Annotated in this window: 22 protein-coding genes; 10 read left to right on the top strand and 12 right to left on the bottom strand. The window is 63.9% G+C overall.

Annotated elements, in window-relative coordinates; genetic code table 11:
* The first annotated feature begins 66 nt into the window (after positions 1 to 66).
* The 4 genes from ftsY to rpoH all read left to right on the top strand — a co-directional run bounded on the left by ftsY (position 67) and on the right by rpoH (position 4,252).
* Complete coding sequence (gene ftsY, locus A4C63_RS07115) at positions 67 to 1,593, top strand: signal recognition particle-docking protein FtsY (protein ID WP_063912078.1); 1,527 nt, start codon at positions 67 to 69, stop codon at positions 1,591 to 1,593.
* Between the two features lie 2 nt (positions 1,594 to 1,595).
* Positions 1,596 to 2,267, top strand: coding sequence for a cell division ATP-binding protein FtsE (gene ftsE, locus A4C63_RS07110; protein ID WP_013974630.1), 672 nt, complete (start codon positions 1,596 to 1,598; stop codon positions 2,265 to 2,267).
* A complete protein-coding gene (gene ftsX / locus A4C63_RS07105) occupies positions 2,264 to 3,286 on the top strand; it encodes a permease-like cell division protein FtsX (protein WP_063912077.1) in 1,023 nt (340 codons plus the stop codon). Before ftsE ends, ftsX begins: the two co-directional genes overlap by 4 nt.
* Positions 3,287 to 3,397: 111 nt before the next feature.
* On the top strand, positions 3,398 to 4,252 hold the full coding sequence (gene rpoH / locus A4C63_RS07100) for an RNA polymerase sigma factor RpoH (protein ID WP_015272155.1): 855 nt from the start codon (positions 3,398 to 3,400) through the stop codon (positions 4,250 to 4,252).
* A 169-nt stretch (positions 4,253 to 4,421) separates the two neighbouring features.
* On the opposite strand, the gene mtgA is transcribed toward rpoH, so the two are convergent.
* Positions 4,422 to 5,132, bottom strand: coding sequence for a monofunctional biosynthetic peptidoglycan transglycosylase (gene mtgA, locus A4C63_RS07095; protein WP_015272154.1), 711 nt, complete (start codon positions 5,130 to 5,132; stop codon positions 4,422 to 4,424).
* 64 nt (positions 5,133 to 5,196) lie between these two features.
* On the opposite strand from mtgA, the gene A4C63_RS07090 reads away from it, so the two are divergent.
* The 4 genes from A4C63_RS07090 to trmB all read left to right on the top strand — a co-directional run bounded on the left by A4C63_RS07090 (position 5,197) and on the right by trmB (position 7,452).
* The gene (locus tag A4C63_RS07090) at positions 5,197 to 5,568 is read left to right on the top strand and encodes a DUF423 domain-containing protein (RefSeq protein ID WP_063912076.1); all 372 of its coding nucleotides are present in this window, start codon (positions 5,197 to 5,199) and stop codon (positions 5,566 to 5,568) included.
* Between the two features lie 103 nt (positions 5,569 to 5,671).
* Complete coding sequence (gene thiS / locus A4C63_RS07085; protein ID WP_003257817.1) at positions 5,672 to 5,872, top strand: sulfur carrier protein ThiS; 201 nt, start codon at positions 5,672 to 5,674, stop codon at positions 5,870 to 5,872.
* A 53-nt stretch (positions 5,873 to 5,925) separates the two neighbouring features.
* On the top strand, positions 5,926 to 6,720 hold the full coding sequence (locus A4C63_RS07080; protein ID WP_063912075.1) for a thiazole synthase: 795 nt from the start codon (positions 5,926 to 5,928) through the stop codon (positions 6,718 to 6,720).
* Positions 6,721 to 6,729: 9 nt separating this feature from the next.
* Positions 6,730 to 7,452 carry a tRNA (guanosine(46)-N7)-methyltransferase TrmB gene (gene trmB / locus A4C63_RS07075; protein WP_013974624.1) on the top strand — a complete coding sequence of 241 codons (723 nt, stop codon included), beginning with the start codon at positions 6,730 to 6,732 and terminating at the stop codon, positions 7,450 to 7,452.
* Between the two features lie 685 nt (positions 7,453 to 8,137).
* Here the strand turns inward: trmB and A4C63_RS07070 are convergent.
* The 9 genes from A4C63_RS07070 to A4C63_RS07030 all read right to left on the bottom strand — a co-directional run bounded on the left by A4C63_RS07070 (position 8,138) and on the right by A4C63_RS07030 (position 14,707).
* A complete protein-coding gene (locus A4C63_RS07070) occupies positions 8,138 to 8,464 on the bottom strand; it encodes a DUF3392 domain-containing protein (RefSeq protein ID WP_003257821.1) in 327 nt (108 codons plus the stop codon).
* A 9-nt stretch (positions 8,465 to 8,473) separates the two neighbouring features.
* Positions 8,474 to 9,649, bottom strand: coding sequence for a radical SAM family heme chaperone HemW (gene hemW, locus A4C63_RS07065; RefSeq protein WP_063912074.1), 1,176 nt, complete (start codon positions 9,647 to 9,649; stop codon positions 8,474 to 8,476).
* Positions 9,646 to 10,242, bottom strand: a complete 597-nt coding sequence (gene rdgB / locus A4C63_RS07060; RefSeq protein ID WP_063912073.1) for an RdgB/HAM1 family non-canonical purine NTP pyrophosphatase — start codon at positions 10,240 to 10,242, stop codon at positions 9,646 to 9,648. Before rdgB ends, hemW begins: the two co-directional genes overlap by 4 nt.
* Positions 10,239 to 10,673 (bottom strand): DUF4426 domain-containing protein, encoded by a 435-nt coding sequence (locus tag A4C63_RS07055; RefSeq protein WP_063912072.1) that lies wholly within the window; start codon positions 10,671 to 10,673, stop codon positions 10,239 to 10,241. Before A4C63_RS07055 ends, rdgB begins: the two co-directional genes overlap by 4 nt.
* A gap of 22 nt (positions 10,674 to 10,695) precedes the next feature.
* On the bottom strand, positions 10,696 to 11,316 hold the full coding sequence (gene metW / locus A4C63_RS07050; RefSeq protein ID WP_003249106.1) for a methionine biosynthesis protein MetW: 621 nt from the start codon (positions 11,314 to 11,316) through the stop codon (positions 10,696 to 10,698).
* Positions 11,317 to 11,323: 7 nt separating this feature from the next.
* Positions 11,324 to 12,463 (bottom strand): homoserine O-acetyltransferase, encoded by a 1,140-nt coding sequence (locus A4C63_RS07045; RefSeq protein ID WP_063912071.1) that lies wholly within the window; start codon positions 12,461 to 12,463, stop codon positions 11,324 to 11,326.
* Between the two features lie 99 nt (positions 12,464 to 12,562).
* Positions 12,563 to 13,153 carry a YggT family protein gene (locus A4C63_RS07040; protein ID WP_063912070.1) on the bottom strand — a complete coding sequence of 197 codons (591 nt, stop codon included), beginning with the start codon at positions 13,151 to 13,153 and terminating at the stop codon, positions 12,563 to 12,565.
* A gap of 10 nt (positions 13,154 to 13,163) precedes the next feature.
* The gene (gene proC / locus A4C63_RS07035) at positions 13,164 to 13,982 is read right to left on the bottom strand and encodes a pyrroline-5-carboxylate reductase (protein ID WP_063912069.1); all 819 of its coding nucleotides are present in this window, start codon (positions 13,980 to 13,982) and stop codon (positions 13,164 to 13,166) included.
* Positions 13,983 to 14,020: 38 nt separating this feature from the next.
* Positions 14,021 to 14,707 (bottom strand): YggS family pyridoxal phosphate-dependent enzyme, encoded by a 687-nt coding sequence (locus A4C63_RS07030; RefSeq protein ID WP_063912068.1) that lies wholly within the window; start codon positions 14,705 to 14,707, stop codon positions 14,021 to 14,023.
* Positions 14,708 to 14,772: 65 nt separating this feature from the next.
* Between A4C63_RS07030 and A4C63_RS07025 the strand changes: the two genes are divergently transcribed.
* Complete coding sequence (locus A4C63_RS07025; RefSeq protein WP_063912067.1) at positions 14,773 to 15,771, top strand: type IV pilus twitching motility protein PilT; 999 nt, start codon at positions 14,773 to 14,775, stop codon at positions 15,769 to 15,771.
* A 65-nt stretch (positions 15,772 to 15,836) separates the two neighbouring features.
* On the opposite strand, the gene A4C63_RS07020 is transcribed toward A4C63_RS07025, so the two are convergent.
* Positions 15,837 to 16,475 carry a C40 family peptidase gene (locus tag A4C63_RS07020; RefSeq protein ID WP_063912066.1) on the bottom strand — a complete coding sequence of 213 codons (639 nt, stop codon included), beginning with the start codon at positions 16,473 to 16,475 and terminating at the stop codon, positions 15,837 to 15,839.
* 166 nt (positions 16,476 to 16,641) lie between these two features.
* Here A4C63_RS07020 and A4C63_RS07015 point away from each other — a divergent pair, with 166 nt between their 5' ends.
* Positions 16,642 to 17,061, top strand: coding sequence for a TM2 domain-containing protein (locus A4C63_RS07015; protein WP_063912065.1), 420 nt, complete (start codon positions 16,642 to 16,644; stop codon positions 17,059 to 17,061).
* 144 nt (positions 17,062 to 17,205) lie between these two features.
* On the opposite strand, the gene A4C63_RS07010 is transcribed toward A4C63_RS07015, so the two are convergent.
* Positions 17,206 to 17,904, bottom strand: a complete 699-nt coding sequence (locus A4C63_RS07010) for an SPOR domain-containing protein (RefSeq protein WP_063912064.1) — start codon at positions 17,902 to 17,904, stop codon at positions 17,206 to 17,208.

Here is a 17,904-nt window from a genome sequence, read left to right as displayed (position 1 = left end):
TCTGCGTAGAGAGAATTCCCGATGCGCCATAGCTGGCCCATCGCTACCCTGAGATAGCCGTCTTCCATGTTTGGTTCCAACGACGACAAAAAAGCGCCGGCCGAGGCTGGTGAGAAGAAAGGCCTGTTCAGCTGGTTTCGCAAGAAACCGCAGCAACCTGTGGGAGCGGGCGTGCCCGCGAATGAAGCCCCCGCCGTCGAGCAGCCTGCAGCCGCTCCGGTCGAGGGATCTACCGCCGAAATGGTACAGGCCCCCGAGCCCGTTCAGGCCCCTGCGGCCCCACAGCTGACTGAACCGCAGCAGGTCCCCGCACCTGTCCAGTCGCCGGTAGTCGAGGCCCCCGTCCCCGAACCGGTTGCTTCCCAGCCGTTGCAGGCCCCCGAGCCCGAGCCGGTCGCGTCCCGGCCGCTGGTGGCACCTGCACCGCAGCCGGTCGCGTCCATGCCCTTGCAGGCGGCCCCGGTCGAGCCTGACCCTGTCGAGGCGGCCCCGCTCGTCGAACTGGCCGCGCCGGTCAGCAACCTGGTGCTGCCGGTTGCCGAAGAGCCCGTGGCCCTGGTGCCGGACCTGGAGCCGAAAGCGCCGCCCGCCATCCCGGAGCGTCCTGCACCAGCGCCTGCTGTCCCTGTGGCTGCTGCCCCGGTCGCCGCGCAGGCCGAGCAGGCCAAGCTCGGCTTCTTCGCCCGCCTCAAGCAGGGCCTGTCGAAGACCAGCGCCAGCATCGGCGAGGGCATGGCCAGCCTGTTCCTGGGCAAGAAAGTCATCGATGACGACCTGCTCGACGAAATCGAAACCCGCTTGCTGACCGCCGACGTTGGCGTGGAAGCTACTTCGACCATCGTCCAGAACCTGACCCAGAAGGTTGCCCGCAAGCAGCTGGCCGACGCCGATGCCCTGTACAAGTCGCTGCAGGAAGAGCTGGCTGCGCTGCTGCGCCCGGTCGAGCAGCCGCTGGTGGTACAGGCGCAGAACAAGCCCTATGTGATCCTGGTGGTCGGTGTGAACGGCGCCGGCAAGACCACCACCATCGGTAAACTGGCCAAGAAGCTGCAGCTCGAAGGCAAGAAAGTGATGCTGGCTGCCGGTGACACCTTCCGTGCCGCTGCGGTCGAGCAGCTGCAGGTGTGGGGCGAGCGCAACCAGATCCCGGTGATCGCCCAGCACACTGGCGCCGACTCCGCTTCGGTGATCTTCGATGCCGTCCAGGCCGCCAAGGCCCGTGGCGTCGATGTGCTGATCGCCGACACCGCTGGCCGCCTGCACACCAAAGACAACCTGATGGAAGAGCTGAAGAAGGTCCGCCGGGTCATCGGCAAGCTCGACGCCGAGGCGCCGCATGAGGTGCTGCTGGTGCTCGATGCCGGCACCGGCCAGAACGCCATCAGCCAGGCCAAGTACTTCAACCAGAGCGTCGAGCTGACCGGCCTGGCCCTGACCAAGCTGGACGGCACTGCCAAGGGCGGTGTGATCTTCGCCCTGGCCAAGCAGTTCAAGCTGCCGATCCGCTTCATCGGTGTTGGTGAAGGCATCGACGACCTGCGTACCTTCGAAGCCGAGCCGTTCGTCAAGGCTCTGTTCGCCGAGCGAGACTGATCATGATCCGATTCGAACAGGTTGCCAAGCGCTACCCAAATGGTCATGTGGGTTTGCATGAGCTGAGTTTCCGGGCGCGCCGGGGCGAATTCCTGTTCGTCACCGGCCACTCGGGCGCGGGCAAGAGCACCTTGCTGCGCCTGCTGCTGGCCATGGAACGCCCGACCAGCGGCAAGCTGATGCTGGCCGGGCAGGACCTGGGCCAGATCAGCAATTCGCAGATCCCATTCCTGCGCCGGCAGATCGGCGTGGTGTTCCAGAACCACCAGCTGTTGTTCGACCGCACGGTGTTCAACAACATCGCCTTGCCGCTGCAGATTCTCGGCCTGTCCAAGGCCGAGGTCGCCAAGCGCGTGGACTCGGCGCTGGAGCGTGTGTCGCTGGCCGACAAGGGCGAGCTGTTCCCGGCCGACCTGTCCACCGGGCAACAGCAACGGGTGGGTATTGCCCGCGCCATCGTTCACCAGCCAGCCCTGCTGCTGGCCGACGAGCCCACCGGTAACCTCGACCCACGCCTGGCCGCGGAGATCATGGGCGTGTTCGAGGACATCAACCGCCTGGGTACCACAGTATTGATCGCCAGCCACGACCTGGCACTGATTGCGCGCATGCGCCACCGCATGCTGACCTTGCAGCGCGGCCGCTTGATCGGCGATGGGGAGGCCGGGCAATGAGCACTACACGTACGCCGAAGGTTTCCGAGCGGGTTGCGCCGAAACCGGCCGACCCGCAACCGGCGAAGAAAAAGCGCGACGACGATGATGGCCCGGATTTCCGCACGCTGCTGCATGCCTGGCTGGAAAGCCACCGTGCCAGCATGGCCGACAGCCTGCGTCGCCTGGGCAAGCAGCCGATCGGCAGCTTTTTCACCTGCCTGGTGATGGCGGTGGCGCTGAGCATGCCCATGGGCCTGTCGTTGCTGTTGAAGAACGTCGAGAAGCTTGGCGGCTCATGGCAGCGCGCCGCGCAAATTTCGCTGTACCTCAAGCTTGATGCCGGCAGCCGCGAAGGCGAGGCATTGCGCGACGAGATCAAGGGCATGCCCGGAGTGGCCGACGCGCAGTATGTCAGCCGCGAGCAGGCGCTGGAGGAGTTCCAGCAGCAGTCCGGCCTGGGCGAAGCCCTGCGTGAGCTGCCCGACAACCCGTTGCCTGGCGTGGTGGTGGTAACCCCGACCGAGGTCGACAAACCGGCCCTGGAAGCCTTGCGTCAGCGCCTGTCGGAGCTGCCACGGGTGGAAGTGGCGCAGCTCGATCTGGTGTGGGTCGAGCGCTTGGCTGCCATCCTCAAGCTGGGTGACCGCTTCGTCTTCGGCCTGGCCGTGATGCTGATTTCTGCCCTGCTGTTAGTAATCGGTAACACAATTCGTCTACACATTGAAAACCGCCGCACCGAGATCGAAGTGATCAAGCTGGTCGGCGGCACAGACGCCTACGTGCGTCGGCCTTTCCTGTACATGGGCGCCCTGTATGGCCTGGGTGCAGGCGTGATCGCATGGGGCATCCTGGCCTTTGGCCTGAACTGGCTGAACGAGGCGGTGGTAGGGCTTTCCGGGCTGTACGGCAGCGACTTCGCCCTGGGCGGTGTGCCGGCGTCCGATGGTCTGTCCCTCTTGATCGGAGCGGTGCTGTTGGGGTATATCGGTGCATGGATCGCAGTGGCCCGCCACCTGAACGAGCTGGCGCCGCGATAGTTTTTACCTGCCAGCATTGACAAATTCTTCACTATGGAACTTGTACCGTCGTTCCAGGTCAATGTTGGCAGCGCCCACAAGGCGCGAGTTTTGTAAGTCGGAGGTTCTTGAATGACCACATCGTTGCAACCTGCCTATGCCCTGGTGCCCGGTGCAAACCTGGAAGCCTACGTGCACACGGTCAACAGCATCCCGCTGCTGACTGTCGAGCAGGAGCGTGATCTGGGCGAGCGTCTCTATTATGAGCAGGATGTCGAGGCCGCTCGTCAAATGGTGATGGCCCACCTGCGTTTCGTCGTACATATCGCCCGTAGCTATGCCGGCTACGGGCTGGCCCAGGCTGACCTGATCCAGGAAGGCAACGTCGGCCTGATGAAAGCCGTCAAGCGCTTCAACCCGGAAATGGGCGTGCGCCTGGTGTCGTTCGCCGTGCACTGGATCAAGGCAGAGATCCACGAGTTCATCCTGCGCAACTGGCGCATCGTCAAGGTGGCTACCACCAAGGCCCAGCGCAAGCTGTTCTTCAACCTGCGCAGCCAGAAGAAGCGTCTGGCCTGGCTGAACAACGACGAAGTGCACCGCGTGGCGGAAAGCCTGGGCGTGGAGCCGCGTGAAGTTCGCGAGATGGAAAGCCGCCTCAGCGGCCAGGACATGGCCTTCGATCCGGCAGCGGAAGCTGACGACGACAGCGCTTTCCAGTCGCCTGCGCATTACCTGGAAGACCACCGTTACGACCCGGCGGTGCAGCTGGAGGATGCCGACTGGAGCGATAACTCCACCAGCAACCTGCACGAAGCGCTGCAAGGCCTGGACGAACGTAGCCGCGACATTCTCTACCAGCGCTGGTTGGCGGAAGAGAAGGCCACGTTGCATGAGCTGGCGGACAAGTACAGCGTTTCGGCTGAGCGGATTCGCCAGCTGGAGAAAAATGCGATGAACAAGGTCAAGGCGCTGATCGCGGTCTGATCGAGCCCTGCCTGCAAAGAAAAGCCGCTGGCCCGGATAGGGCGAGCGGCTTTTTTATTGGTGTTGGCTTTGCCGGCCTCTTCGCGGGCGCGCCCGCTCCCACAGGTACTGCACAGGCCTCAGGGGTAATGCTGATCCTGTGGGAGCGGGCGTGCCCGCGAAGAGGCCCTCAAAGCTTGCGTGAAGTGTCGAGCTGCATCAGGTAGCTGGGCCCACCCAATTGGCTCATCTGCCGGCGAATCCAGCCGGCCCGGCTGGCCACATAGGCACTCGGCCGACTGGCACTCCACTTGATCGGGCTCGGCAGCACCGCCGCCAGCTGCGCCGCCTGCTGGCGGCTAAGCCGGCTGGCATCGACGCCGAAGTGATAGCGCGCTGCAGCCTGGGCGCCAAACACACCTTTGCCCCATTCGGCACTGTTCAGGTAGACCTCGAGAATCCGCTCCTTCGACCAGAACAGCTCGATCAACGCGGTGAACCAGGCCTCCAGCCCTTTGCGGAACCAGCTGCGCCCGGACCACAGGAACAGGTTCTTGGCCACCTGCTGGGTCAGGGTGCTTGCACCGCGAATGCTGCCGCCGCGCTCGTTATAGGCCAGCGCCGCCTGGATGGCCGGGATGTCGAAGCCCCAGTGGTTGGCGAACTTCTGGTCCTCGCCAGCGATGACCGCGACCTTGAGATCGTCGGAGATGTTTTCCCACGGCTCCCAGTCGCGCTGCAGGTCGATCGGCTCGCCATTCACCCAGGACTGCACCTTGCGCTCGACCATCAGCGCGGTACCGGGTGGTGGCACCCAGCGGAACACCAGCACCAGCACGATGCTGCCGGCAGCGAACCAGAGCAGGGCGCGGGAGAGGCGGCGGAGAAGGGTTGGCAGCATGACGATGGCTTGGCCGTGCGGGTGGAAGGGGCCATTATACAGACCCGATCCAAGGAGTCGTCCCATGCTTCGCAGCTTCCTGATGCTTGCCGCCTTTTTCGGCTTCACCGGTGTCGCCCTGGGTGCTTTCGCCGCCCACGGCCTGAAAAGCCGACTGACGGCCGACTACCTGGCAATCTTCCAGACCGGTGTGACCTACCAGTTGGTGCATGCCCTGGCGATCTTTGCCGTCGCCGTGCTCTCGGTGCACCTGCCGGGGCGCCTGGTCGGCTGGGCTGGCGGCCTGTTTGCCCTGGGGATAGTGCTGTTCTCCGGTAGCCTGTACCTGCTGACCCTCAGTGGCTTGGGCAAGCTTGGCATCATCACCCCGATTGGTGGCCTGTGCTTCCTCACCGGCTGGTTGTGCCTGGGCCTTGCAGCCTGGCGGCTCGGTTGACCGTGTGGTCCACAATCGCGACTAATGGCGTGCACCGCCCTTGGGTTGCAGGGCGGTTCAGCGCTAGAATGCGGGCCCCCAAAGAACAATGGTGGCCGTGCGCATGCGCATTCAACTGAACGGTGAACCTTACGAATTGCCCGCTGGCGAAAGCGTCGCGGCCCTGCTGGCCCGCCTGGAGCTGACCGGGCGCCGCGTCGCGGTGGAACTGAACCTGGATATCGTGCCGCGTAGCCAGCACGACAGCACGCTGTTGAACGACGGTGACCAGGTCGAAGTGGTCCACGCCATCGGTGGCGGCTGATTCCGGCCGGCGATTCACCTGCAAGCCCAGCAACCTATTCCCGAGGAACAACGATGAGCAACGTTCGTAGCGACAAGCCCTTCACCCTGGCCGGGCGTACTTTCCAGTCGCGCCTGCTGGTCGGTACCGGCAAGTACCGTGACATGGAAGAAACCCGCCTGGCCATCGAGGCTTCGGGTGCCGAGATCGTCACCGTTGCCGTGCGCCGCACCAACATCGGCCAGAACCCGGGCGAGCCGAACCTGCTCGACGTGCTGCCACCGGACCGCTACACCATCCTGCCGAACACCGCTGGCTGCTACGACGCGGTCGAAGCCGTGCGCACCTGCCGCCTGGCCCGCGAGCTGCTGGATGGCCACAACCTGATCAAGCTGGAAGTGCTGGCGGACCAGAAAACCCTGTTCCCCAACGTGATCGAAACCCTCAAGGCCGCCGAGGTGCTGGTCAAGGACGGTTTCGATGTGATGGTCTACACCAGCGATGATCCGATCATCGCCCGCCAGCTGGCCGAAGCCGGCTGCATCGCGGTCATGCCGTTGGCTGGCCTGATTGGTACCGGCCTGGGTATCTGCAACCCCTACAACCTGCAGATCATCCTGGAAGAGTCCAAGGTACCGGTGCTGGTCGATGCCGGTGTGGGTACCGCGTCCGACGCCACCATCGCCATGGAAATGGGCTGCGAAGCGGTGCTGATGAACTCGGCCATCGCCCATGCCCAGCAGCCGGTGCTGATGGCCGAGGCCATGAAGCACGCCATCGTCGCCGGTCGCATGGCCTACCTGGCCGGCCGTATGCCGAAGAAACTCTATGCCAGCGCCTCTTCGCCGCTGGATGGTCTGATCAAGTAAGAGCCCCTGATGACTGAATCGCACGATACGCCGATCACCCCCGACGGCGAAGCCCGCCCGCACCGCCGCATCAAGAGTTTCGTGATGCGCGCCGGGCGCATGACCGAAGGCCAGCAACGTGGCCTGGAGCAGGGCGGCCCGCTGTACATCCTGCCGCTGGCCGACAGCCCGGTGGACTACGACCAGGTGTTCGGCCGTTCGGCGCCGCGCACCCTGGAGATCGGCTTCGGCATGGGCCATTCCCTGCTGGAAATGGCTGCTGCCGCGCCTGAGCAGGACTTCATCGGTGTGGAAGTACACCGCCCGGGTGTTGGCGCGCTGCTCAACGGTGTGCTGACCCAAGGCCTGAAGAACCTGCGGGTATATGACTGCGATGCCATCGAAGTGCTGAACCGCTGCGTGGCGGACAACAGCCTCGACCGCCTGATGCTGTTCTTCCCTGACCCATGGCACAAGGCGCGTCACCACAAGCGCCGCATCGTCCAGCTGGAGTTCGCCGAGCTGGTACGGCGCAAGCTCAAGCCCGGTGGTGTGTTCCACATGGCTACCGACTGGGAGCCGTATGCCGAGTACATGCTGGAAGTGATGAGCGCTGCCCCGGGCTATCGCAACCGTGCGGCCGACGGTACCTACGTGCCGCGCCCGGAAGAGCGCCCGATCACCAAGTTCGAGCGCCGCGGCGAGCGGCTGGGGCATGGGGTTTGGGATTTGAAGTTCGAGAAGGTGGATTGATCGGCTGATACGGCCTTTCGGTGCACTGGTGCCTGCAGGAATGCAGGCGAAAAAAAACCGCCTTGAGAAGGGCGGTTTTTTTATGTGAGCGACAGGACTGAGTATCCTTCGCTCTGAGGTTTCACAGAAAACCCTCACACAGTTGGCTGATCATAGGCAGCGTGGCGTGGGAACGTCAATGCTCAGAAATATCCGGCATCACGTGTGTCGGAGCGGTTAACAGTCTTGGGTAAGCATCCCAAGTATCATCGCGCTGCTCCTGTGTGGATGAAATCAGTGATGGGCCGGGTAGGAGAAGAATTCTGCTTTCCGGCCCCTTCGACACGGCCTGAGAACCGTGCCGGTGAACCTCTTCGAAGGGCCATTGACCTGGCCACTTCACAGAAGACTCTCACACAGTTTTCGAAGGCATCGAAGTGCCGGTTAGATGCTGGAAGATTGGCCCGTCAATACGGAGGCCAAGGCATATGAAGCATTTGCTTGATGCGCTGAGCCGCGTTTGGAAGCTGGTCCGGATCTTGACTGTGCTCAAGACCGTTCGGGATTTCATGCGCGATCACTTCGATGATGCCCAGTAAGGGCTAGTCAAGTGGTAGGGCTGCCCTGGTTTTCCGGGGCAGCTTTTAGAACCCATCTCTGTACTCGGATTACGCGCTCCTACAAGGGTTCAGTGCCAGGCCGTGGCTCAGCCCCGGCGATCCGCCACTACCCCGATCAGCACCAATACCACCAGCAAAACCGGCGCCAGCGCGTAGTTGTTGAACTGGCTCAGCCCCTTCACCACCCACGGCGTGGCGTAGATCAGTGCCGCACCGCTGCCGATCATCACCAGCAAGGCCATGAACGGTACGCGCAGGGCGCCCGCCAGGCCGCCCAGGCGCTGTTCCACCCAGCCCTTGATATCGGTGCCGAACAGCACCAGCAGGCAGCCTACCAAGGCCAGTGAAATCTCCGACAGGTTGCTGCGGCTCCAGCGAGAAACCGTCGCGAGCAGATCAAGTACCAGATCCATGGGTCATCCTTAGGTCAAGAAATACTGCAGCAGGTCATTGAGGAACAACTGGCCCCTTGGCGTGGCCACCAGTCGATCCGGTTGGACCTGCAAAAGGCCTTTTTGTTCGGCGGCGCGGCGGGCTTCGGCCAGTTGCGCGAGTGGCAAACCGGTGCGCTGGGTGAACAGTTCGGCTTCCACGCCATCGGTCAGGCGCAGGGCGTTCATCAGGAACTCGAACGGCAGTTCGTCGACCGGCAGCCGCTTCTCGCCGGCCTTGAACGGCTTGGCCAGGTTCAGGTAGTCCTTGGGCAGGCGGGTTTTCCAGGTGCGCAGGATGCGCCCGTCGGCGAAGGTCAGCTTGCCGTGGGCACCAGCACCGATGCCGATGAAGTCGCCAAAGCGCCAATAGTTGAGGTTGTGCCGTGCGGCGCGGCCCGCCTGGGCGTAGGCCGAGACTTCGTACTGGCGGAAGCCGTGCTCGGCCATCAGCGCCTGGCCGGCTTCCTGGATATCCCAGAGGATGTCGTCCTCGGGCAGCTCGGGTGGCTGGTTCCAGAACACCGTGTTCGGCTCCACGGTCAGCTGGTACCACGACAGGTGCGTCGGCCCCAGGTCGATGGCCTGGCGCAGGTCGCCCAGCGCGTCGTCCAGCGACTGGTCGGGCAGGCCGTGCATCAGGTCCATGTTGAAGTTGTCGAAGCCGGCGGCGCGCGCCATGCCGGCGGCACGAACCGCTTCATCGCCGTTGTGGATGCGCCCGAGCGCCTGCAGTTTGGCTGGCTGGAAGCTCTGCACGCCGATGGACAGGCGGTTGATGCCGGTTTGCCGGTAGGCCTTGAACTTGTCCTGCTCGAACGTACCCGGGTTGGCCTCCAGGGTGATTTCGATGTCCGGCGCAAACGGGATACGTTGCTCCACGCCACGCAGCAGCCGGCCAAGGGCGTCGGCACTGAACAGGCTGGGGGTACCGCCACCGAAGAAGATCGAGCTGATCGGCCGGCCTTGCACGGCGGCCAGTTCCTGGTCGAGGTCGGTCAGCAGGGCGGCGACGTAGGCGTCTTCCGGCAGTTCAGGCCCGGCAGCGTGGGAGTTGAAGTCGCAGTAAGGGCATTTGCGTACGCACCACGGAATGTGGATGTACAGCGCCAGCGGCGGCAGGCTGGTGAAGCCTGCTGCGCCGGGGGTGGACAGCGTTTCGATCATGCCAGGCCCAGACGTTGGCGCAGCAGGGCCATGGCGCGGGCGCGGTGGCTGAGCTGGTTCTTGTCCACAGGGGCCAGGTCGGCGCTGGAGCAGCCGCGCTCCGGAACCCAGAACAGCGGGTCGTAGCCAAAGCCGTGCTCGCCACTGGCCTCGAACATGATGCGCCCGTGCCACAGGCCTTCGCACAGGATCGGCAGCGGGTCGTCGGCATGCCGCACCAGCGCCAGGACGCAGACGAACTGCGCACCGCGCTCGGCTTCAGGCACGTCTTTCAGCGCTTCGAGCAGCTTGGCGTTGTTCGCCGCATCACCCTTGCCGTCGGCATAGCGCGCCGAGTAGATGCCCGGCGCGCCGCCGAGGAAGTCCACCGCCAGGCCCGAATCGTCGGCCAGGGCCGGCAGGCCGGAAATGCGAGCGGCGTTGCGTGCCTTGAGGATGGCGTTCTCGACGAACGACAGGCCGGTTTCTTCCGGCTCGACCTGGCTGAACTCGCCGATCGAGCGCAGCTGCACGGAGGCGCCGAGCATGGCCTGGAGTTCCTTGAGTTTGCCGGCGTTGTGGCTGGCCAATACGAGTTGCTGGAAATTCATCATTCGCCTGGGAACACTTCCTGGTTGAAGCTGAGGGAGTTGCTGATGCCGCCGGTTTCGATGTTCAGGTCGAAGGTGACGGTTTCTGGCTGGTCGATCTTGAACTGGGCGATGTAGTACACGGCGCCCTGTTCGGTGATCTGCTTGAATGACAGCGGGCTGCTACGCCCGGTCAGGTCCTTGACCGTGCCGCTGACCACCGCCGTGGCGGGCTTGTTGGCCTTGCGCACGGTGATGTTGAGCACGCCCTGGTTCTTGCTGCGGACCAGGCCGGTGGCCGCGGCCACCTCCGGTGTCAGCATGCTCGAGGTGAACGCACTGTAGTGCACCGTCACGTCGCCAAACACTTCCTTGCGCTCGGGGCGGGCGGCATCGGCAGCCAGTACCGGCAGGGCCAGGCACAGGCTGATCAGGAACAGGGTTAGGCGACGCATGGGGTGACTCCTCCGGTGGGCGTCAGACCGCGAGCTGATGCTCTTGCAGGCCCGGGCTGCTGACGCGATAGATGCCGATCTCACCTAGAAGATTAGGCCAAAGCCGGCCACCCCACCCATTACGGTGCAAGTGATCGACGGCCAGGCGGTCGAGCACCTTGGCCCGGCGTTCGTGCACCAGCTCTTCGAAGTCGGCGAAGGTGCAGAAGTGGATGTTCGGCGTGTTGTACCAGGTGTACGGCATGAAGTCCGATACCGGCATGCGGCCTTTGGTCGCCAGGTACCAGCGGCAACGCCAGTGGCCGAAGTTGGGGAAGGTGATGATGCACTGGCGGCCCACGCGCAGCATCTCGTCAAGGATGCGGTCGGGGTACTCCACGGCCTGCAGGGCCTGGGTCATGATCACCACGTCGAAACTGTTGCTGGCGAAGTTGCCCAGGCCCTTGTCCAGGTCCTGCTCGATCACGTTGACGCCCTTGGCCACGCAGGCGGCGATGTTGTCGGCGTCGATTTCCAGGCCATAGCCGGTGACCTGCTTGCGGTCGCGCAGCGAGGCCAGCAGTTCGCCGCTACCGCAGCCCAGGTCGAGTACCCGGCTGCCGGCGGGGATCCAGTCGTGGATGATTTCCAGATCGGCTCTCATGCTGTCCTCAGATGGCAATGCGGTTCATGTAGTTCGAGAAACCCTGCATGTAGCGAGGTGTGGGAATCAGGAAGGCATCGTGCCCGTAAGGCGAGTCGATCTCCAGGTAACAGACGTTCTTGCGCGCGGCCATCAGGGCGTCGACGATCTCTCGCGAACGGGCCGGGGAGAAGCGCCAGTCGGTAGTGAACGACATGATGCAGTAATCCGCCTTGACGTGGGCCAGGGTGGCCGCCAGGTCGCCGCCATGGGCGGCGGCCGGGTCGAAGTAGTCCAGCGCCTTGGTCATCAGCAGGTAGGTGTTGGCGTCGAAACGGCCGGAGAACTCCTCGCCCTGATAGCGCAGGTAGCTCTCGACCTGGAATTCGACGCTGTGGAAGTCGTAGTTGAGCTTGTCGCTCTTCAGCTCACGGCCGAATTTTTCACCCATCGAGTCGTCCGACAGGTAGGTGATATGGCCGACCATGCGCGCCAGCATCAGGCCGCGCTTGGGGATTACGCCCTGGTCCTGGAACGAACCGCCGTGGAATTCGGGGTCGGTGAGGATGGCCTGGCGTGCCACTTCGTTGAAGGCGATGTTCTGTGCCGACAGCTTGGGCGCCGAGGCGATGTCGACGCAATGGCGCACGCGTTCGGGGTAGCTGATGGTCCACTGCAGCGCCTGCATGCCACCCAGGCTGCCACCGACCACTGCGGCCCATTGATGGATGCCCAGGCGCTCGGCCAGGCGCACCTGGCTGTGTACCCAGTCTTCCACGGTCAGCACCGGGAAGTCGGCGCCATAGGCTTTGCCGGTGGCCGGGTTGATGCTGCTGGGGCCGGTACTGCCGTTGCAGCCGCCCAGGTTGTTCAGGCTGACCACGAAGAAACGGTTGGTGTCGATCGGCTTGCCGGGGCCGATGCAGCTGTCCCACCAGCCCGGCTTGCGGTCGGTGGCGGCATGGTAGCCAGCGGCATGGTGGTGGCCGGACAGGGCATGGCAGATCAGCACGGCGTTGCTCGCGCTGGCGTTCAGGGTGCCATAGGTCTCGTAGACCAGTTCATAACTGGCCAGGGAGCGGCCACAGGCCAGGGCCAGCGGTTCATCGAACCGGGCGGTTTGCGGTACTACCAGACCGACGGAATCTTCGGGAAAGACTGTGGACATCGACCCTGCTCACGCTTGACGGAGGCGTAAGTCTAAAGAGCGCTACCCCCAGCGGCAAGCAAAGGCTTGCCGCTGGAAGCAACCAAGGTCAGGTGAGGCTCAGATCATCCGCCACAGCTCTTGTGGCATGCCGGCATAGGCGGCCAGCGGCGGCATGACGAACGACTGGATTACCTGGATCGCAAGGAAGGCGAAGATCGGCGAGATATCCATGCCGCCAAGGTTGGGCACGATGCGGCGGAACGGTGCCAGCACCGGCTCGCTGATCTGGTAGGCCAGTTCAGCTGCGGGGTTGTGGCTGTTGGGGGCCACCCAGGACACGATCACCATGACGATCATCGCCACCCAGAAAATCTTCAGGAACAGCGAGGTGATACCGATGATTGCCCACATCAGCAGGTGCAGGATGTCACCGAAGGTGCCGTAGGTGACCATCAGCACGAAGGCCATCAGCAGCGCCTGGATGAGCACCGACAGCAGCAGCGACGAGGTGTCCAGCCCGCCGACGCTGGGGATGACCCGGCGAATTGGCTTGAGCAGCGGCTGTGTGGCACGCACGGCGAACTGGCACAGCGGGTTGTAGAAGTTGGCCTTGACCAGCTGCAGGACGAAGCGCAGCAGGACGATCACCAGGTACAGGCTGACCAGGGTTTGCACCACGAAGATCGCGGCGCCGGACAGTGCATTCATCTATGGCTCCTTATTTGCCCAATTGTTCGGCCAGCTCTGCGGAGCGTGTGGCCGCGGCCTGCAGCGCCTGTTCGACGATGGCTTCGAAGCCGCTGGCCTGGAACGACTTGATCGCAGCTTCCGTGGTGCCGGCAGGCGAGGTGACCCGGCGGCGCAGTTCGGCGGCATCGACATCGCTGGCAACTGCCATGCGCGCGGCGCCCAGGGCTGTCTGCAGGGTCAGCTGGGAGGCGGTTTCACGTGGCAGGCCAAGCTTTTCACCCGCCGCGGTCATGGCCTCGATCAGCAGGAAGAAGTACGCCGGGCCGCTGCCGGAGACGGCGGTCACGGCGTCCAGTTGCTGCTCCTGTTCCAGCCACAGGGCGGTGCCCACGGCCGACAGCAGTTGCTCGGCCTGCTCGCGCTGTACGCCGGACACTTCGGCGCTGGCGTACAGACCGCTTACGCCCTGGCGCAGCAGTGCCGGGGTGTTGGGCATGCAGCGCACCACCGGGCGAGCGCCGACCCAGCTCTGCAGGCTGGCGCAGGTGATGCCGGCGGCAATGGAAACGATCAGCTGGCCATCCTGCAGGTTCGGTTGCAGGGCCTGGCACACGGCTTTCATGACCTGCGGCTTGACCGCCAGCACGATGACGTCGGCGCCATCGATGGCCTGGGCATTGTTCTCGAAGGTTTCGATACCGTGCTCGGCCTGGATGCGGCTGCGGGTCTCTGCGCCCGGGTCGCTGGCGCGGATCTGCGAGGCGTCCAGGCCCTGGGCACGCAAACCACCGATCAGGCTGGCGGCCATGTTGCCGGCGCCGATAAAGGCAATACGAGTCTTGCTCATGTCAGATCCTTGTGGGGAAGAGTGAGTAAAGCATGGAATCAGGGCTGCCCGTAGTCGCGGGCACCGAACAGGGCGGTACCGATACGCACCCAGGTCGCACCCTGTGCAATGGCCGCTTCCAGGTCGTGGCTCATGCCCATGGACAGGGTGTCCAGGCCAAGGCCCAGGCCTTCCTGCAGCTGGCGCAGGGTGGCGAAGGCGGCTTCCTGGGCGGCGCGGTCATCGGTGGGTTCGGGGATGGCCATCAGCCCGCGCAGGCACAGGTTGGGCAGCGCGGCTACCGCCTTGGCCAGGGCCGGCAGGTCGGCAGGGGCGCAGCCAGACTTGCTGTCTTCGCCGCTGACGTTCACCTGCAGGCAGATGTTCAGTGGCGCCAGCCCGGCCGGGCGCTGCTCCGACAGGCGTTGGGCGATTTTCAGGCGGTCCACGGAATGTACCCAGTCGAAATGCTCGGCGATGGCCTTGGTCTTGTTCGACTGAATGGGGCCGATGAAGTGCCAGATCAAGGGCAGGTCGCTGAGCTCCTGCTGCTTTGTCAGCGCTTCTTGTAGGTAATTTTCCCCGACATCGCACACGCCGGCGGCGTGGATCTCGCGGATGGCGCTGGCTGGCTTGGTCTTGCTCACGGCCAGCAACTGGACGCTGGCCGGATTGCGCCCGGCAGCCTGGGCAGCGCTGGCGATACGGGCGGAAATAGCGGAAAGGTTGTCTGCTAGGGTGGACATGGACTGATGCCGGCGGCTGTAGGGTTTGCGGCATTCTACCTACTTGAAGGCCTTTGGGGAGTCTCATGGATGTGACCGACCTGTTGGCCCGGGCCGTGGATGCGGGGGCTTGCGACCTGCACCTGGCAGCGGGGCAGATACCGATGTTGCGCCTGGATGGCGAGCTGCAGCGCATGGCACTGCCGACCTTGGGCTCGGCCACCTTGATCGAGGGGCTGGCACCCATGTTGGGTGAAGACCAGCGCCGGCAGTGGGCCCAGGGTGATGAGTTGGACCTGGCGCTGGAACTGCCTGCGCTCGGGCGCTTTCGGCTGAACCTGTTTCGTCAGTTGAATGGCCCTGCGGCCACCTTTCGCCTGATCCCGGGGCGCATCGCCACGCTCGATGAACTCGACCTGAGTGATGTGTTTCAAGCTGTTGCGCAGTGCAGCGATGGCTTGATCCTGGTGGGTGGGCCGACCGGCAGCGGCAAGTCCAGCACCCTGGCGACGCTGCTCGACCAGCTGAACCGCGATCGGGCTCTGCATATCATCACCCTCGAAGACCCTGTCGAAGTTATCCACAACAGCCAGCGCAGCCTGGTCAACCAGCGTGAGATCGGCCGCCACTGCGGTGGGTTCGCCCAAGGGCTACGCAGTGCCCTGCGCCAGGACCCGGATGTGATCATGATCGGTGAGCTGCGCGACCTGGAAACCATTCGCCTGGCCTTGCGCGCGGCCGAGACCGGGCACCTGGTGCTGGCGACCGTGCATACGCGTTCGGCGGTCAACAGCATTGACCGGTTGGTGGAGGTGTTCGCTGCCGAAGAGAAGCCGCTGGTGCGGGCGATGCTTGCCGAGTCATTGCGCCTGGTGGTGGCGCAGGTGCTGGTCAGGCGTGCGGGCGGTGGGCGGGTTGCGGCGCGGGAAGTGCTGGTGGTGACGCCAGCGGTGCGCAATCTGGTTCGGGAGGGGCGGATGGCGCAGTTGTGTTCGGTGATGCAGGCGGGTGGTGCGGACGGGATGCGGACGATGGAGGGGGCGATGCGGGGGCTGAGGGAGCGAGGGCTGATCGAAGACTTGTAGTGGCTGTTCCGGCCTCTTCGCGGGCATGCCCGCGAAGAGGCCGGAACAGGAGAGCGCCGATCAGCTCAGCGCTTGGCCAGGTTCAGCTGCTGCTGTTCTTTCGGCAGCACCCGCTTGGCCACTACGTAATGCTTCTGCCAGTAAGGCTTGCTCAAGGTGTCGATGCTTACCCGCTTGCCACGGCGTGGTGCATGGATGAAGCGGTCGTTGCCCAGGTAGATGGCAACGTGGTTCACCCGGCGGCTCTTGATGTTGAAGAAGATCAGGTCACCCGGCTTCAGGTCACCCTGGGCCACCTTCACACCGTGGCCTTGGGCCATGGCGTTGGAGGTGCGCGGCAGGTCGACGTCGGCGACGTCGTTGAAGGCGTATTTGACCAGCCCGCTGCAGTCGAAGCCTTTCTTCGGGCTGCTGCCGCCCCAGACATAAGGGGTGCCGAGCACATTCACCGCACGGCTGAGCACATCGCTGCTCTGCTTTGGCGACATGGCAGCTACCGGCATGCCGGGCACGCCGCGGCTGCTGCTGGCGGCATTGCTTGGGCGGGTGCGCAGCGCGGTCTGCTTGACCGGTGCGTGTCTCACCGAGGCGTTGGTGGTGTAGCCGGTGAAACCATTGGGAAGACGTTGCTCACGGTTGGTGGCGTGGGCGGCCAGGGGCAATAATAGGCAGAGGGTCAGCCATGTCTTGAGTAAAGGCGGCATAGATGAAGCTCTTATGAATAGTTATGTGTTGGGCGCGCAACTTTATAACAGCTTTTTGATCAATCTTTGATCCGTTGGTCGATTGTTCAGGTGCCGTACGTCGGCCTGCGACAAGAAAGTCACATTTTTTTTTAGAAAATTTTCGGATAACCCACGGGGGCTATGAATGAACAGTTATCAACAGGGGGCGCCGTTTCACGACACCCACAGCAAGACCATTGGCTATCTGCTATGGATTTTCGGCTTTACCGGGTCGCATCGTTTCTACTATGGCAAGCCCGTCACCGGCACCATCTGGTTCTTCACCCTGGGCCTGCTGGGCATCGGCTGGTTGATCGACCTGTTCCTGATCCCGTCCATGGACCGTGAAGCCGACCTGAGGTTCCAGTCCGGGCGCGTTGACTACAACATCGCCTGGATCCTGCTGACCTTCCTCGGGGTGTTTGGCCTGCACCGGCTGTATCAGGGCAAGTGGGTGACCGCGATCATCTACTTCTTTACCGGTGGGCTGTTCCTGGTGGGGGTGCTGTATGACTTCTGGACGCTGAACAGCCAGGTTTCCGAGGTGAACGCAGGCCGCCGTTGACGCACAGCACTTGTGGGAGCGGCCTTGTGTCGCGAAAGGGCCGCAAAGCGGCCCTAGGGCTTCAGCGGTGCAGCTGAGCATGCTGGGGCTGCTTTGCAGCCCTTTCGCGACACAAGGCCGCTCCCACAGGGCCGCAAATGCAGGTTACTGACGGGTCTGGCGCTGTTGCAGCAACAGGTTGCTGAAACCTGCCCCGGCCAGTTGTTTCTGCGCCCCGGTAAGCTGCTCACGGTTGCTGAACGGGCCCACCAGTACGCGGTACCAGGTTTCGTCCTTGACCGTGCCCGACTCTACCTTCACCGCCTGGCCCAGCAGAATGATCTGCGCGCGCACCTTGTCGGCATCGGCCTGCTTGCGGAACGAGCCTGCCTGCAGGAAGAACTGGGTGGTCGCCGCCGGCTTGATCACCGGCGGTGCCGGTGGCGGGGTCTGCCCCATCAATGCTGCCTGGGCTCGCGCCGTGTCGATCTTCGCCGCTTCGGCCGGCGTCACCGGGGTCACCGGCTGGGCCGGGACGGGTGGCGTCTTCTCTGGCACGGCCTCCGGCGGCACGATCACCTCGGACTCCGGTAGCAGCGTGTAGAAGTCATACTTCGGCTTTACTGGCTGCTGCGGGGTGGCCTGCGCCGGCTTGCCGGCTTCGGCCACTTTCTCCGCCTTCTGCTGCTCGGGCTTGGTGCGCTTGATGTCTTCGCCGCCGGGCTCGAGCTTCATCAGGAACACGATGAACGCGCCTACGGTCAGGCCGACCGCCAGCCATACCCAACCGGGAATCGGCTGCTTGGCCGGCGCCGTCTGGCGGCTGGCGCCGCGTTTGGGTGCGGGTTTTTTCTTGGCAGCCAA

Origin of the sequence: Pseudomonas sp. p21 (genome assembly GCF_001642705.1) — a bacterium.
Taxonomy (GTDB): Bacteria; Pseudomonadota; Gammaproteobacteria; order Pseudomonadales; family Pseudomonadaceae; genus Aquipseudomonas.
Note: the sequence above shows the minus strand (reverse complement) of the source record. Positions and strands in the feature narration are given on the sequence as shown.